Origin of the sequence: Streptomyces sp. NPDC088707 (genome assembly GCF_044752725.1) — a bacterium.
In the GTDB taxonomy this organism is placed as follows: Bacteria; Actinomycetota; Actinomycetes; order Streptomycetales; family Streptomycetaceae; genus Streptomyces.
In genome coordinates, this window is record NZ_JBIVLV010000015.1 from 54732 (window position 1) to 68133 (window position 13402).

Below are 13402 nucleotides of genomic sequence, written 5' to 3' on the forward strand. Positions count from 1 at the left end.
CCGCGGACAGCCGTGTCTCAGGCCGTCCGCAGGTCCGCGAGGACCGCGTCGGTGAACGGCGGCCAGGCCTCCACCGCCCACGCCCCGAAGGGCCGGTCGGTCAGCGCCACGCACGCGGCACGCGCGTCCGGGTCGATCCACAGGAACGTGCCGGACTGCCCGAAGTGCCCGAAGGTACGCGGCGAGGACAGGGCACCCGTCCAGTGCGGGGACTTGCCGTCGCGGATCTCGAAGCCGAGGCCCCAGTCGTTGGGCCGCTGGTGTCCGTAACCGGGCAGGATGCCGGTCAGACCGGGGTACGCGACGCTCATCGCGTCCAGGACGGTGCGCGGGTCGAGCAGCCGCGGCGCCTGCACCTCGGCGGCGAACCGCACCAGGTCGTCCACGGTCGAGACGGCGTCCTTGGCGGGCGAGCCCTCCAGCGACGTCGACGTCATGCCCAGCGGCTCCAGGACCGCCTGGTGCAGGTACTCGGCGAAGGGGATGTCCGTCGCCTTGGCGAGGTGGTCGCCGAGAGCCTCGAAACCGGCGTTGGAGTAGATCCGGCGGGTGCCCGGCGCGGCCATGACCCGGTTCTCGTCGAACGCGAGCCCCGAGGTGTGGGCGAGGAGATGGCGTACGGTCGCGCCCTCGGGCCCGGCCGGCTCGTCGAGGTCGATCGCCCCCTCCTCGTACGCGACGAGGACGGCGTACGCCGCGAGCGGCTTCGTGACGGAGGCCAGCGGGAAGCGCTGCCCGGTGGGGCCGTACGACCCGGCCAGGGTGCCGTCCGCGCGGACCACGGCGGCCGCCGCGGTGGGGACGGGCCAGTTCTCGATCGACGCCAGGCTCGGCACGCTGCTCTGCATGGGGCCGAGCCTACTTGCTTGGAGTGCACTCCAACGTTTTAGCGTGGGGGCATGAGCGTGATGGCGAGCACGAGCACGAGCACGACGACAGGCACGAGTACGAGCGCTACCCGGATCCCCCGGGCGTACTACACGATCAGCGAGGTCGCGGCCCTGACCGGGCTCACCGCCCATACCCTGCGCTGGTACGAGCGGATCGGACTCATGCCGCACGTCGACCGCTCGCACACCGGCCAGCGCCGTTTCACCGAGCGGGACCTGGGCTGGCTCGCCTTCGTCGGCAAGCTGCGGCTGACCGGGATGCCGGTCGCCGACATGGTCCGGTACGCGGAGCTCGTCCGCGAGGGGGACCACACCCGCGACGAACGGCGGGAACTCCTGGAGACCACCAGGCGCGACGTGCTCTCCCGGATCACCGAACTCCAGGACACGCTCGCCGTGCTCGACATCAAGATCAGTCATTACGGGACCACATGCGGAGGCACGTCTTCATGACCAGCGCGACCAGGATCGACACCGTACGGCTCGGCGGCCAGGACGGACCCGCGATCGGCGTCCAGGGCTTCGGCGCCATGGGCATCAGCGAGTTCTACGGCGACACCGACGAGGCCGCCGCCCGCGACACCCTCGACGCGGCCCTGGAGGCCGGCGTCACCCTGATCGACACCGCCGACGCCTACGGCAGCGGCGCCAACGAGCGGTTCCTCGCCCCGTTCCTCGCCGCCCACCGCGACGAGGTCACCCTCGCCACCAAGTTCGCCCTGGAGCGGCGCGCCGACGACCCCGCCTACCGGGGCATCCGCAACGACCCCGCGTACATCAGGACCGCCGTCGAGGGCAGCCTTAGCCGCCTCGGCGTCGAGACCATCGACCTCTACTACATGCACCGCCGCGACCCGCAGGTCCCGCTCGCCGAGTCCGTCGGCGCGATGGCCGAACTCGTCCGGGAGGGCAAGGTCAAGCAGCTCGGCCTCAGCGAGGTCACCGGGCCCGAACTGCGCGAGGCCCACGCCGTCCACCCGATCGCCGCCCTCCAGTCGGAGTGGTCGCTCTTCTCCCGGGACGTGGAGCGCAGCGCCGTCGCCGCCGCCGCCGAACTCGGCGTCACCGTCGTGCCGTACTCGCCGCTCGGCCGCGGCTTCCTCACCGGATCCTTCGCCGACGCCGCCAAGGACCTCACGGGCGGCGACTACCGCCGGCACCAGCCCCGGTTCACCGGCGAGAACGCGGAGCGGAACGCCGCCCTGCTCGACCCGGTCCGCAAGATCGCCGCCGCGCACGGCGCGACCCCGGCCCAGATCGCCCTCGCCTGGGTGCAGCAGCGGGCCTCCGTGCACGGCCTGACGGTCGTCCCCATCCCCGGCACCCGCAAGCGCTCCCGCCTGGAGGAGAACGCCGCCGCCACCCGGATCACCCTCACCGGAGCCGAACTCGCCGAACTCGAGCCGATCGCCGGTCTGGTGGCGGGCGACCGCTACCCGGACATGCGCTTCACGGCGGTGTCGCGCGAGGCCTGAGGGACCCCGCGTCCCGCCGGCCCCTGGGGCGCGCGTCACGCCGGCCCCTGGGGCCGCGCGTCACGCGAGCCCCAGGGCGAAGACCGCGAATCCCGCCGCGAGCAGCCCCGCCAGGGTGCGCCGGCCCGGGCCGGTCCCCGCCCACGGCGACTCGAACCCGCGCGCGTACCGCCCGATCAGGACGAGCAGTCCGGCGAAGACCGGCATCCACGCCAGCCGTGCCAGGATCCAGCCGACCGAGTCCGGTGCGCCGACCAGACCCGGGACCTCCCCGAGGTACGAGGCGGGGACCGCCGCGGTGAGCATCGCCGTCTGGTGCCAGCACAGGATCGTCATCGCCGAGAGGTTGACGACCACGACCGGCGCCCACAGCGCGGGCCGCTTCAGGAGCCTGCCGAGCCGGTCCCTGAGCAGGATCGCGGCGCCGCTCTGCGCCGCGGCCAGGGCGAGGACCAGCAGCGACGGCGGGTGGGAGTTCGTGCGGGCCTCGCCGGGGACCCCGACCATCGACGCCGGGTAGCCGAAGGCCAGCAGCAGGGCGGCGAAGAGCGCGGCCCCGCCGATCAGCAGCCACCAGGCCTGCCGCCGGGTGACCCGGCCCTCCCCCCAGGAGACGCCGAGCTGATACGCGAAGAGCCAGCCGGGCAGGATGTTGAGGAGGCTGAGCCAGGACGGTACGGCGTCGGCGTACGGGCCGTACCGCAGGAAGTCGACGACCGCCACCGAGCCGAGCAGCGGGGCCGCGGCCCACACCCCGAGGCGGCGGGCCGCCCGGACGCACAGCGGGGTGAGCGCGGTGACCACCGTGTACACCCCGACGAACCACAGCGGCTGGATCACCAGCGTGGACGCCGTCCGCAGGGTGTCCACGGGCACGTCGAACCCGAAGTGCAGCACGGGCAGCAGCGCCGCCCAGACGGCGGTGACACCGAGGACGGGGCGGCCGAGCCGCGCGAGCCGGCCACCCAGCCACGCGCGCGTGGAGCCCTTCCTGCGCCGGTACGAGAGGACGGAGGCGTAGCCGCCGACCAGGAAGAAGATCCCCAGCATCTGGAGGACCCAGCTGACCGGCGCCAGCCCCCCGAACGTGCCCAGCGGGCTGGCGTTGTGGAGGGCCCCGTCGGAGGAGAGCGTGAAACCGCCCAGCAGCCAGTGGCCGGTGGGCACGGCCAGCAGGGCCAGGGCGCGCAGCCCGTCGATCGCCCGGTCGCGGTGGGCGGGAGTGCCCGACTCGATCTTCCGGGCCGTGCGGCGGACCGTGGTCGCGAGGGAGCTCATCGGACGTCTCCCTCGGTGCGGTCGGCGGCGGCGACGCGGACGGAGCCGTCGGCGGTGGGGAGGCTCTCGCCGGTGAGGGCGGAGCCGTCCGCGATCGCGGCGAAGGCGCGCAGCGAGGAGGTGCCCGGCGCGAAGTAGCCGCCGTGGCCGGCCGCGTCGTCCGCCGCGATCCGGCGGGCGCCGAAGGCCGGTTCGGTGGGGTCCGCGCCGTGCCCGAGGTCCCCGACCTCGACGTTCGGGATCCGGTCGATCCAGTCGGTGGGATCCTTCGCCGCCCAGACGCGGGCGGAGGTGCCGAGCTCGTCCACGTTCCCCGCGCGCATCCCGGGGGAGCCGAAGACCACCAGGTCCTTGGCCTTCAGATCGTGGGCGGCGAGGCCGCAGACCACGGAGCCGTAGCTGTGGCAGAACAGGGACGGCTCGGGCGCCCCGACGGCCGCGAGACCGTCCGTGAAGCGGGTGAGCCGGCCCGCCCCGGCCTCGGCGAGCCGGCCGGTGGCCGCGTCGAGACCGACGCCGACCGGGGTGGTGTACCCGGCCCAGGCGACGACCGCCGTGTCCCCGCCGGTGGCCTGCCGCAGCGAGGCCGCCATGCCGGTGAGCGGCCGCACGTGGCCCGCGTCGACGTCCGAGCCCGGCACGATCACCGCGACGTGCTCGGCCCGCGCCAGATCCCCGTACACCAGGGCCACCTGGCCCCGGCCGCGCGTGTCGTGGGCGAGGACCCGCGCCTCGCCGAACGCCCCGTGCGTGGTGCGGGCGTTGGCCTCGTACCGCAGCTCGAGCGGCGCCCCGTCGAGGTTCCCGACGACCGTCGGGTGCGTCCGGGCCAGCTCCCGCTGCCGTACGGGGCTCAGACCGGCGAAGAACCGCGCCACCCCGGCCGGGTCGGTCCGCTCCGGGTCCGGCAGCCCGGCGGCCCGCCACTCCGCCGTACCGACCGGCGCCCCGGTGACGGCCTCCTGGCTGTCACCGGACGCCCAGCCGGCCGTCCCGCCGACCACGGCGGTCACCAGGGCCGCGGTGATCAGGGTCCTCGAAATACGGCGCATGGGGTCGCCCTCCCTCTCCGGTACTCGCTCGTTCGCTGGCGAGAGGAAGGTAGGAAGACGACGTGTGACGGCACGTCACACCGGGGTGCCAACTCCCGTCTGATACCGGGGTAGGGGGTGGCGGAGCAGGCAACACCAGGCGGGGGGTGGGGTTGTCCCCCGGGGGACAGCCACCCGGACGTGGTTGTCCCCGGGGGACAGCCACCCGGACGTCAGGACGTGCCGTGCCCCGGACCGCGAGGCCCGGACGTCAGGACGTGCCGGGGGTCACGAGCCCGGCCACCCGGACGTCAGGACGTGCCGGGGGTCACGAGCCCCGACTCGTAGGCGAAGACCACCGCCTGCGCCCGGTCGCGCAGGTCCAGCTTGGCGAGGACCCGGCCGATGTGGGTCTTCACCGTCTGCTCGGCGAGGACGAGGTGGTCCGCGATCTCCTGGTTGGACAGGCCGCGGGCGATGAGTTCGAGGACCTCGGTCTCGCGCGGGGTGAGCCCGTTCAGACGCAGCGCCGTCGTGTCCTTGCGCGGCGCGGGCCGGGAGGCCGCGAAGTCGGCGATGAGCCGGCGGGTCACGGACGGGGCGAGCAGGGCCTCGCCCGCCGCCACCACCCGTACCGCGGCGATCAGGTCGGCCGGCGGCGCGTCCTTCAGGAGGAAGCCGGACGCGCCGGCGCGCAGCGCCTCGTACACGTAGTCGTCCACGTCGAAGGTGGTCAGCATGAGGACCTTCGGCCGGTGGACGACCCCGGCCGGCGGATGGAGGATCTCCCGGGCGGCGGCGAGCCCGTCCAGCTCCGGCATCCGGACGTCCATGAGGACCACGTCCGGGTGCGTCGAGCGGGCCACGTCGACGCCCTGCCGCCCGTCGGGGGCCTCGCCCACGACGTCGATGTCGGGCTGGGCGGCGAGCAGCGCGGCGAATCCGGCCCGCACCATGGCCTGGTCGTCGACGATGATCACGCGGATGGTCACTCGGGGTCCTCGGCGTTCGGGGTCGGGGGCGGAGACGCGGCCGGCGCCGGGCCCCGGGCCGGGGGCGCCGCCACGGCGGGGACCGGGTCCGGGGTCAGCGGCAGCCTCGCGGCGACCCGGAAGCCGCCGTCCGGCAGCGGCCCGGTGTCGAGCGAGCCGCCCGTCAACCGTACGCGTTCCCGCATGCCGACGAGTCCGTGCCCGGTGCCGGACGCGCCGCGCTCCACCCCGGAACCCGCCTCCGCCGAGGGCCCGTTGACGACGAGGACCGTCAGCCATACGCCGTCCGCCCGGATCGACACCCGGGTCGAGGCCCCCGGTGCGTGCCGGACGATGTTCGCGAGGGCCTCCTGCACGATCCGGTACGCGGACAGGTCCACCGCCTGCGGTACCTCGCCGAGGTCGGCGGCGAGCCGCAGTTCAGCCGGCACCCCGGCCCGTACGGTCGCCTCGACGAGCTGCTGGACCCGGTCGAGGCCCGGCTGGGGGGCCCGCTCGCCCTCGCTGCCGTCGCTGCGCAGCACGGACAGCAACCGTCGCATCTCGGCCAGCGACTCGCGCGCGCTCGACGCGATCGAGGTGAACTCCTCGCGCGCCGCGTCCGGGAGGTCCGGGATGCGGTACGGGGCCGAGTCGGCCTGCACGGTGATCACCGACATGTGGTGGGCCACCACGTCGTGCAGCTCGCGCGCGATCCTGGCCCGCTCCTCCAGGAGCGTGCGCCGGGACCGTTCGGCCTCGCTGATGGTCTCCTGCTCGACGAGCCGCCGCTGGGCGTCGCCACGCGCGCGTACCGCCGAGGTGAGGAGGAGCAGCACCCCGCTGAGGACGACGAGCAGGGTGTGGACGCTGGTGTACCCGGCCGGCCGGAACACCTCAAGGACGTACCCGGCGACGCCGGTCGCCAGCCACACCCCGAACAGCGCCCGGCGGGACTCGCGCAGGCCGAGCGCGATCATCAGCGCGCAGTAGCCGATGACGCTCGGCGGGGTCCAGGGCCAGAGCTCGGCGCGCGGTCCGTCGGCGGCGAGCAGCACGACCGCGCCGAGCACGTCGGCGGCGAAGATGATCCACCAGGCCTGGAGCGGACGGGCGACGGCGAGCAGCAGCGGCGCGGTCTGGGCGGTGCCGATGGCCCCGGCGAGCGCGCCGTTGACGCCGTAGTCCCCGGCGAGGAGGTGGACCGTGGTGGGGAGCAGCGACGCGACGAACGCGAGGGCGACGGCGTACGGCAGCAGCCGCACCCACCGGGAGGAGGCGTCGGCGAGGAGCGGCGCCCCCGGGGTGGTGGGCGTGGTGAGCGCGGTCCCGAGCCCCTGGAACATCTCGCGTGTCCGGGTGCTGAGCTGCCGCAGGGTGAGGGTGGGCGGCTCGTGCCGCGGTTCGGTAGCCATGACCAGCTCAGGGTAGGCAGGCGGCCCGGCCCCCGACGTCATACCGGGGACCGGGCTCCGGCCTGATACCGGGGTATGACGGCGGGGTATGGCGCGGGGGTTCGCGCTGCGCGTGGTGCGCCCCACGGATCCGGGTACGGCTTCCGTTCCGGGTACGGCTGCGGTTCCGGGTACGGCTTCCGTTCCGGGTACGGCTTCCGTTCCGGGCACGGCTTCCGTTCCGGGTACGGCGTCGCCTACAGCTCCGCGAGGAGTTCCGCCTTCTTCGCCGAGAACTCCTCGTCCGTCACCAGTCCCGCCTGGTGCAGTTCACCGAGGTGCCGAATCCTTTCAGCGACGGCCCCGGGAGCGGCGGCCGTACGGGCCGGGACGCGGTCCGAGGTCCTGATCGCCGCGAGGACCGACGCCGCGAAGGGGAGGGACAGGTGCACCGGCCCGTATCCGAGGCCGAACAGGACGGAGGCGGGGTCACGGTCGGGCTGGGGCGCGCGCGGTTCGCCACCCCGGGGAACCAGCCGCAGATGCCCGTCCAGGACGTCCGGCGAGCGCCATTCGACCCCGCAGAGATCCCGTACGTGGAAGAACTGGTCACCCGCCTTCCACTTCTCGGAGGACGCCCCGGTCCAGGACCAGCGGAACGAGACCTCCGACTGCCCGTCGAAGCTCGCCTTCCCGTCGTAGGCCTTGAAGGACTGCGGCCCCTGCGGCGGCGCCACGAGGAAGCGGTCGGCGGGCGTCACGCCGTCGCCGTCCGAGGGGTCGTCGTAGTACGCCGCCCCCGCCGCCCCGGGCCCGACCACGGCCCGCAGCTCGTCCCGGTAGTACTCGGCGAGCGTCTCCCGGTCCGCCGGCAGCACCAGGCGGTACGGGTCGCAGTTCTCCGAGAGCTGCCCCGCGGCCGCCTCCATCAGCGGATCGGCGCCCGGTCTCGGCACGGCGTGCAGCACGACGGTGCCCCGCTTGCCGGGCGAGAGCGTCACGGACGCCAGCGCCTCGTGCGGTACACGTCGTTCGCGCAGCACGCCGAAGAGCCTCGGCGCACGGTTCCCCCGGTCGAAGCGGATGACGAGGGCGTCACTCTCGAACTCCCAGGTGGCATGAATTCCGGCCAGCACATCACCCATACGCCTCATCGTAAGCGGCGCGTGCCCGTGCGTCGCCCCTGTGAAAGGTCCCGAAATCACGTGATCTACGCGCGTCAGCGCCCTTCCGTACCGGATATTCCCCCGTGGCAAGCGCTGTCGGCACGTGCGCAGACCACCTCCCCGTAGGAGCCGACGCCTATCGCGGCGAAGTTCCCGAGGCTCTCGGTGCCAGGCTCGAAATAGCCGCTGTGGCCGACGGCGCCGCGCGCCGAGAGCAGCCGGGCGCCGAACTCCGGGGCCACCGGGTCGGCTCCGTGCCCGACCCCGCCCACCTCCAGGTGCGGCACGCCCGCGATCCAGTCGTCGGCGTCCCGCATCGCCCACACGCGCGCGGGGGTGCGGAGTTCCGTCGCCCGCTCCACCCGCATCCCGGGGCTTCCGGCCACGGCCAGGTCCGTCACCCGGGCGGGCAGCCGGGGCGCGGCCACCCCGCAGAGCACGGAGCCGTAACTGTGGCAGAACAGCGCCACGCGCGCGTCGCCGGGCAGTGCCTCGGTCAGCCGGACGAGCCGTGCGGCGCCTCCCTCGGCGAGGCGGCCGGTCATCGCGTCGACGCCGACCCCGGCGGGCGCGGTGTAGTCGGCCCAGGCGATCACGGCGACCCTGGCGCCGGGGGAGGCCCGCCGCTCGGCGCGGTAGAGGGACTCGGCCATGCCGGCGGGAGCCCCGTACCGGCCGTGGGTCTTCTGGAAGGTGAGGAGGTTGGTGTCGACGCCGGGCACGATCACCGAGACGCGCCGGGCCCGCCCCAGGTCCCCGAGGACCTCGGCGGTCCGCCCCGTACCGGTCGGGTCGAAGGCGAGGATCTGCCGGCCGGGCCGCAGCAGCGAGACGAAGCGGTCGAGGCGACGCTGCGCCTCGTGCCGCCCCTCGGGGGAGAGCCGGGTGTCGTGGATCCGGCCCCGTTCGACGGTGAGCGAGCGGCCGAGGGTGATCCGGTTGGCGCGGTAGCGCAGGGACACAGGGGCGCCGTCGAGATTGCCGACGACGAGCGGATGCCGTTCGGCGAGCCCGGCCGCGCGTGCGTGGCCGAGCCGGGCGAAGAACGCGGCTATGCCCCCGGCGGGGGTGTTCGGTCCGGGCAGGGGGCGGTGGTCGATCCGGTCGCGCGCCCAGGCGGCGAGCGCGGCCTCGCGGGACGGACCGGGCACCGGACGGTGCTTGACCGTCGTCCAGCCCGTGGTCGTGAGCATCACGAACACGACGGCGAGCGCGAGCAGGGTGCGCAGGACGACGAGCGTGGGGGAGTCGGCTTCGACGGGGGTCACGGGCGGCCACCCTACGGGCCGTGGGTGAACGACCCGACCGCCCCCGACCCGCGCAGCGCTACGTCCGGTCGCGCCAGCGGGGTGCGAGAGCCGGTGCGAGGTGGTCCAGATACCGCTCGGTGAGGGCTCGGATGGCCTCCAGGCTCTGGTCCGTGCCCCGTCCCCACATCTGCCCTGTCACGCGCATCACACCGCTGAACGCCGCCACCGCGATCCGGGGGCGCGGGTCCGCGTCGACGTCGAGGTCCTCCCGCTCGGCGATGATCCGGGCGAGGGTCTCCTCCATCTCGGTGGAGCGGCGCAGATGGACGGCGAGCAGCGCGGGCGTCGACTCGATCATCTGGAAGGTGCGCAGGTACAGCTCCAGCGGTACGACCTCGGTGATGGCGTCGCCGATGGTGTCCCAGCCGGAGAGCACGGCGTTGCGCATCGCGTCGAAGGGGCCCTCGCCGGGGGGCCGCCGCCGGAGTGCCTCGACGAAACGCTCCTCCACCATCTGCTGGACGGCGAACGCGACCTCCTCCTTGGAGGAGAAGTAGCGGAAGAAGGTGCGCTGGGAGACCTCGACGGTGTCGACGATCTCGTCGACGGTCGTCCGCTCGTAGCCGTGGGCGGTGAAGAGTTCGAGGGCGACCTTGATCAGCGCCTCGCGCGTACGTTGCTTCTTCCGCTCGCGCAGACCGGGCAAGGTCACGTCAGGATCCTCTTTTCACGCATTTCGTCCAGCTCAGCGTACCTGTGAGCTACGTGACAGTTACCGGCGCGTGAATCGCTTTGTCAATTGTCAGTGACTGTCACTAGCCTCGTTTCCATGACTAGTCAGATCACCGTGGAAAAGGCCCCGCAGGGTCAGGGGGACGCCCGGGAACCCGTACCGGCCCCGGCGAAGGGACTGCGTGGCCATCCGTGGTTGACGCTGTTCGGAGTCGCGGTCGGCGTGATGATGGTCGCGCTCGACGGCACGATCGTCGCCATCGCCAACCCCGCCATCAAGACCGACCTCGGCGCCTCCCTCGCCCAGGTCCAGTGGATCACCAACGGCTACCTGCTCGCGCTGGCCGTCGCCCTGATCACCGCCGGCAAGCTCGGTGACCGCTTCGGCCACCGGCAGACCTTCCTCATCGGCATCGCCGGCTTCGCCCTCGCCTCCGGCGCCATCGGCCTCTCCGACTCCATCGGGGCGGTGATCGCCTTCCGCATCCTCCAGGGCCTCTTCGGCGCCCTGCTCATGCCTGCCGCGCTCGGCCTGCTGCGCGCCACCTTCCCCGCCGAGAAGCTGAACATGGCCATCGGCATCTGGGGCATGGTCATCGGCGCGTCCACCGCGGGCGGGCCGATCGTGGGCGGCCTGCTCGTCGAGCACGTCAGCTGGCAGTCCGTGTTCTTCATCAACGTGCCGGTCGGCATCGTCGCGCTCGTCCTCGGCCTGGTCATCCTCAAGGACCACCGCGCGGAGAACGCGCCGCGCTCCTTCGACGTCCTCGGCATCCTGCTGCTCTCCGGCGCCATGGCCTCCCTCGTCTGGAGCCTCATCAAGGCCGGCGAGTCCTGGGGCTGGTCGAGCGGCAAGACCTGGGGCGGCCTGCTCGGCGCGGTGCTGCTCTTCGCGGTCTTCGCCTTCTGGGAGACCAAGGTCAAGGAGCCGCTCATCCCGCTGGCCATGTTCCGCTCCGTGCCGCTCTCGGCCGGTGTGGTGCTGATGGTCCTGATGGCCTTCGCCTTCATGGGCGGCCTCTTCTTCGTGACCTTCTACCTCCAGGGCGTGAAGGGGCTCAGCCCGGTCGACAGCGGTCTGCACCTGCTGCCGCTGACCGCGATGATGATCGTCTCCTCGCCGCTCGCGGGCGCGCTGATCACCAAGTTCGGCCCGCGGGTGCCGCTGGTCGGCGGCATGGTCTGCACGGCCGTCGCGATGTTCGGCATGATCACGCTCTCCGCCGGCACCGGCACCTTCGTCATGTCCCTCTGGTTCGCCCTGCTCGGCCTCGGGCTCGCGCCGGTCATGGTCGGCGCCACCGAGGTCATCGTCGGCAACGCGCCCCTGGAGCTCTCCGGCGTGGCCGGCGGTCTCCAGCAGGCCGCCATGCAGGTCGGCGGCGCGCTCGGTACGGCGGTGCTCGGCGCCGTCATGTCCTCCAAGGTCGCCGACGCCTTCGAGGGCAACTGGAAGGACGCCGGCATCCCGGCCCCGGTCAACCCGCAGCTGGAGCAGGCCGCCGAGTTCGGCATGGCCCCGCCGGAGCTGGCCCAGGCGCCGGGCATGACCCCCGACGTCCTCCAGAAGATCACCGGCGTCATCCACGACACCTTCCTCGACGGCATGGGCCTGGCCTTCACCGTCGCCGGTGTCGTCGCCGTCGTCGCGGCCCTCGTCGCCACGCTCACCAAGCGCGGCGAGAACGCGGAGGCGGGCGGCATGGGCGGTCACATCTGACCTCCGGTCCGGCGTCCCGCGGGGTCTCCGCGGTCTGACGTCCTTCGGTGCTCCCGTGAGGGGCCGTCACCCGTTCGCGTGAACGGGGGCGGCCCCTCTTCCGTCTCAGGGTGACCTCGGCCATGATTTCGGTTACGGAGAGTGACTGAACGGGGGTTCATCAGCATGTACGTGTATACGAAGACCGCACTGGTCGTCGCGGCCGTCCTGACCGCCTTCCTCGCGGTCCCGGCGGCGGCCGCACCGTCGGGGACCGCTCTGGGGGCCTGCGGGCCGGGCCGGCTCTGCCTCTGGCCCAAGCCCGACTTCAAGGGCAGGGCGCAGAGCCACGAGCTGGCGACGACCGACATCGAGAGCTGTGTCGCGCTGCCGCCGGGCACCTCGGCCCAGTCCCTCGCCAACCGCACGGGACGGCCGGTCACCACCTACCAGTCCGCCGAGTGCGCGGAGGCGGGGGAGTTCGAGACCTACCCGGGGCGCGGGACCTGGGTGCCGCAGACGCCCTACGAGGTCAGAGCGTTCAAGATCTGGGAGCGGTAGGCGCGGGGACGTCCAGGGACTCCGGCCCCGGAGCCCCTGCGGGTACGGCCTCTGCCGGTACGGTCCCAGCCGGTGCGCCCGCTGCCGGTACGGCCTCTGCCGGTACAGCCCCGGCCGGTGCGCCCGCTGCCGGTACAGACCCAGCCGGTACGGTTCCTGCCGTTGCCGTTGCCGCTCCCGCCGGTACCGACAGCCTGGCGACCTCCGCGCGCAGTTCGCGGACCTCGCGCGTCAGGGTCTCGAGGAGTTCGGTCTGGCGGCGCTCCACCGCGTCGTCGCGGTCGAAGCGGGAGATGAACCAGGCCGCGATGTTGGCGGTGACCACACCGAGCAGGGCGATGCCCGAGAGCATCAGGCCCACCGCGAGGACCCGGCCGAGACCCGTGGTGGGGGCGTGGTCGCCGTAGCCGACCGTGGTCATCGTGGTGAACGACCACCAGACCGCGTCCCCGAGCGTCTTGATGTTGCCGTGGGGCGCGTCCCGCTCGACGTGCAGCACGGCCAGCGAGCCGAACATCATCAGCCCGACGACCGCGCCCGCCACATAGGTGGTGAGCGTTATCTGAGGAGCCATCCGGGCCCGCCGGCCCACGAGGAGGAGGGTGGAGACGACCCGCAGCAGCCGCAGCGGCTGCACCATCGGCAGCAGGACCGCGAGCAGATCGAGGGGGTGGGAGCGGACGAAGGCCCAGCGGGCCGGGGCCAGTGCCAGCCGGACCAGATAGTCGAGGGCGAAGGCCGCCCAGACCGCCCACTCGACATGGGTGCACAGCCGGTGCACCCAGGGCGCGGCGCCGGGAGCCACGATCGGCACGGCGTAGGCGACGCCGAACGCCACGGCCAGCACGAGCAGCGGAGCCTGTGTGCGTTCTTCCCAGCGATCCTTCATGCGGGGAATCGTAGAGAACGCCGAAGGGCGGCGAGACCGAGGTCCCACCGCCCCTCACCAGGTGCG

The 13402-nt window shown here is 73.2% G+C and carries 13 protein-coding genes; 4 read left to right on the forward strand and 9 right to left on the reverse strand.

Annotated elements, in window-relative coordinates:
• Positions 1 to 17: 17 nt before the first annotated feature.
• Positions 18 to 848 carry a serine hydrolase domain-containing protein gene (locus ACIP84_RS34305; protein ID WP_401803343.1) on the reverse strand — a complete coding sequence of 277 codons (831 nt, stop codon included), beginning with the start codon at positions 846 to 848 and terminating at the stop codon, positions 18 to 20.
• A gap of 51 nt (positions 849 to 899) precedes the next feature.
• On the opposite strand from ACIP84_RS34305, the gene ACIP84_RS34310 reads away from it, so the two are divergent.
• The gene (locus tag ACIP84_RS34310) at positions 900 to 1343 is read left to right on the forward strand and encodes a MerR family transcriptional regulator (protein ID WP_355966615.1); all 444 of its coding nucleotides are present in this window, start codon (positions 900 to 902) and stop codon (positions 1341 to 1343) included.
• Positions 1340 to 2365 carry an aldo/keto reductase gene (locus ACIP84_RS34315; protein ID WP_355966613.1) on the forward strand — a complete coding sequence of 342 codons (1026 nt, stop codon included), beginning with the start codon at positions 1340 to 1342 and terminating at the stop codon, positions 2363 to 2365. Before ACIP84_RS34310 ends, ACIP84_RS34315 begins: the two co-directional genes overlap by 4 nt.
• Before the next feature lie 60 nt (positions 2366 to 2425).
• Here the strand turns inward: ACIP84_RS34315 and ACIP84_RS34320 are convergent, their stop codons facing one another.
• The 7 genes from ACIP84_RS34320 to ACIP84_RS34350 form a co-directional block, all read right to left on the reverse strand.
• Complete coding sequence (locus ACIP84_RS34320; RefSeq protein ID WP_401803345.1) at positions 2426 to 3643, reverse strand: acyltransferase; 1218 nt, start codon at positions 3641 to 3643, stop codon at positions 2426 to 2428.
• Entirely contained in the window at positions 3640 to 4695 is a 1056-nt protein-coding gene (locus tag ACIP84_RS34325; RefSeq protein ID WP_401803347.1) for an alpha/beta hydrolase, read from the reverse strand. The genes ACIP84_RS34320 and ACIP84_RS34325 overlap by 4 nt, the downstream gene beginning before the upstream one ends.
• A gap of 290 nt (positions 4696 to 4985) precedes the next feature.
• On the reverse strand, positions 4986 to 5666 hold the full coding sequence (locus ACIP84_RS34330) for a response regulator (protein ID WP_401803350.1): 681 nt from the start codon (positions 5664 to 5666) through the stop codon (positions 4986 to 4988).
• A complete protein-coding gene (locus ACIP84_RS34335; RefSeq protein ID WP_401803353.1) occupies positions 5663 to 7060 on the reverse strand; it encodes a sensor histidine kinase in 1398 nt (465 codons plus the stop codon). Before ACIP84_RS34335 ends, ACIP84_RS34330 begins: the two co-directional genes overlap by 4 nt.
• 236 nt (positions 7061 to 7296) lie before the next feature.
• Complete coding sequence (locus ACIP84_RS34340) at positions 7297 to 8184, reverse strand: DUF4429 domain-containing protein (protein ID WP_355966602.1); 888 nt, start codon at positions 8182 to 8184, stop codon at positions 7297 to 7299.
• 74 nt (positions 8185 to 8258) lie between these two features.
• Positions 8259 to 9398, reverse strand: coding sequence for an alpha/beta hydrolase (locus ACIP84_RS34345; RefSeq protein WP_401803535.1), 1140 nt, complete (start codon positions 9396 to 9398; stop codon positions 8259 to 8261).
• A gap of 133 nt (positions 9399 to 9531) precedes the next feature.
• Positions 9532 to 10167 (reverse strand): TetR/AcrR family transcriptional regulator, encoded by a 636-nt coding sequence (locus ACIP84_RS34350; protein ID WP_401803356.1) that lies wholly within the window; start codon positions 10165 to 10167, stop codon positions 9532 to 9534.
• A gap of 117 nt (positions 10168 to 10284) precedes the next feature.
• On the opposite strand from ACIP84_RS34350, the gene ACIP84_RS34355 reads away from it, so the two are divergent.
• Complete coding sequence (locus ACIP84_RS34355) at positions 10285 to 11907, forward strand: MFS transporter (protein ID WP_401803358.1); 1623 nt, start codon at positions 10285 to 10287, stop codon at positions 11905 to 11907.
• A gap of 165 nt (positions 11908 to 12072) precedes the next feature.
• Positions 12073 to 12447 carry a peptidase inhibitor family I36 protein gene (locus ACIP84_RS34360; protein ID WP_319309140.1) on the forward strand — a complete coding sequence of 125 codons (375 nt, stop codon included), beginning with the start codon at positions 12073 to 12075 and terminating at the stop codon, positions 12445 to 12447.
• Here the strand turns inward: ACIP84_RS34360 and ACIP84_RS34365 are convergent.
• The gene (locus ACIP84_RS34365; protein ID WP_401803361.1) at positions 12428 to 13336 is read right to left on the reverse strand and encodes a potassium channel family protein; all 909 of its coding nucleotides are present in this window, start codon (positions 13334 to 13336) and stop codon (positions 12428 to 12430) included. The two genes, ACIP84_RS34360 and ACIP84_RS34365, sit on opposite strands and share 20 nt — an antisense overlap.
• Between the last annotated feature and the right edge of the window lie 66 nt (positions 13337 to 13402).

What these genes read in the sequence shown, in the direction of transcription:
- ACIP84_RS34360 (WP_319309140.1), top strand. Translation starts at nt 12,073, where the DNA reads ATGTACGTGTATACGAAGACCGCACTGGTCGTCGCGGCCGTCCTGACC.
- ACIP84_RS34365 (WP_401803361.1), bottom strand. Translation starts at nt 13,336, where the DNA reads ATGAAGGATCGCTGGGAAGAACGCACACAGGCTCCGCTGCTCGTGCTG.
- ACIP84_RS34320 (WP_401803345.1), bottom strand. Translation starts at nt 3,643, where the DNA reads ATGAGCTCCCTCGCGACCACGGTCCGCCGCACGGCCCGGAAGATCGAG.
- ACIP84_RS34310 (WP_355966615.1), top strand. Translation starts at nt 900, where the DNA reads ATGAGCGTGATGGCGAGCACGAGCACGAGCACGACGACAGGCACGAGT.
- ACIP84_RS34315 (WP_355966613.1), top strand. Translation starts at nt 1,340, where the DNA reads ATGACCAGCGCGACCAGGATCGACACCGTACGGCTCGGCGGCCAGGAC.
- ACIP84_RS34325 (WP_401803347.1), bottom strand. Translation starts at nt 4,695, where the DNA reads ATGCGCCGTATTTCGAGGACCCTGATCACCGCGGCCCTGGTGACCGCC.
- ACIP84_RS34335 (WP_401803353.1), bottom strand. Translation starts at nt 7,060, where the DNA reads ATGGCTACCGAACCGCGGCACGAGCCGCCCACCCTCACCCTGCGGCAG.
- ACIP84_RS34340 (WP_355966602.1), bottom strand. Translation starts at nt 8,184, where the DNA reads ATGGGTGATGTGCTGGCCGGAATTCATGCCACCTGGGAGTTCGAGAGT.
- ACIP84_RS34355 (WP_401803358.1), top strand. Translation starts at nt 10,285, where the DNA reads ATGACTAGTCAGATCACCGTGGAAAAGGCCCCGCAGGGTCAGGGGGAC.
- ACIP84_RS34345 (WP_401803535.1), bottom strand. Translation starts at nt 9,398, where the DNA reads ATGCTCACGACCACGGGCTGGACGACGGTCAAGCACCGTCCGGTGCCC.
- ACIP84_RS34305 (WP_401803343.1), bottom strand. Translation starts at nt 848, where the DNA reads ATGCAGAGCAGCGTGCCGAGCCTGGCGTCGATCGAGAACTGGCCCGTC.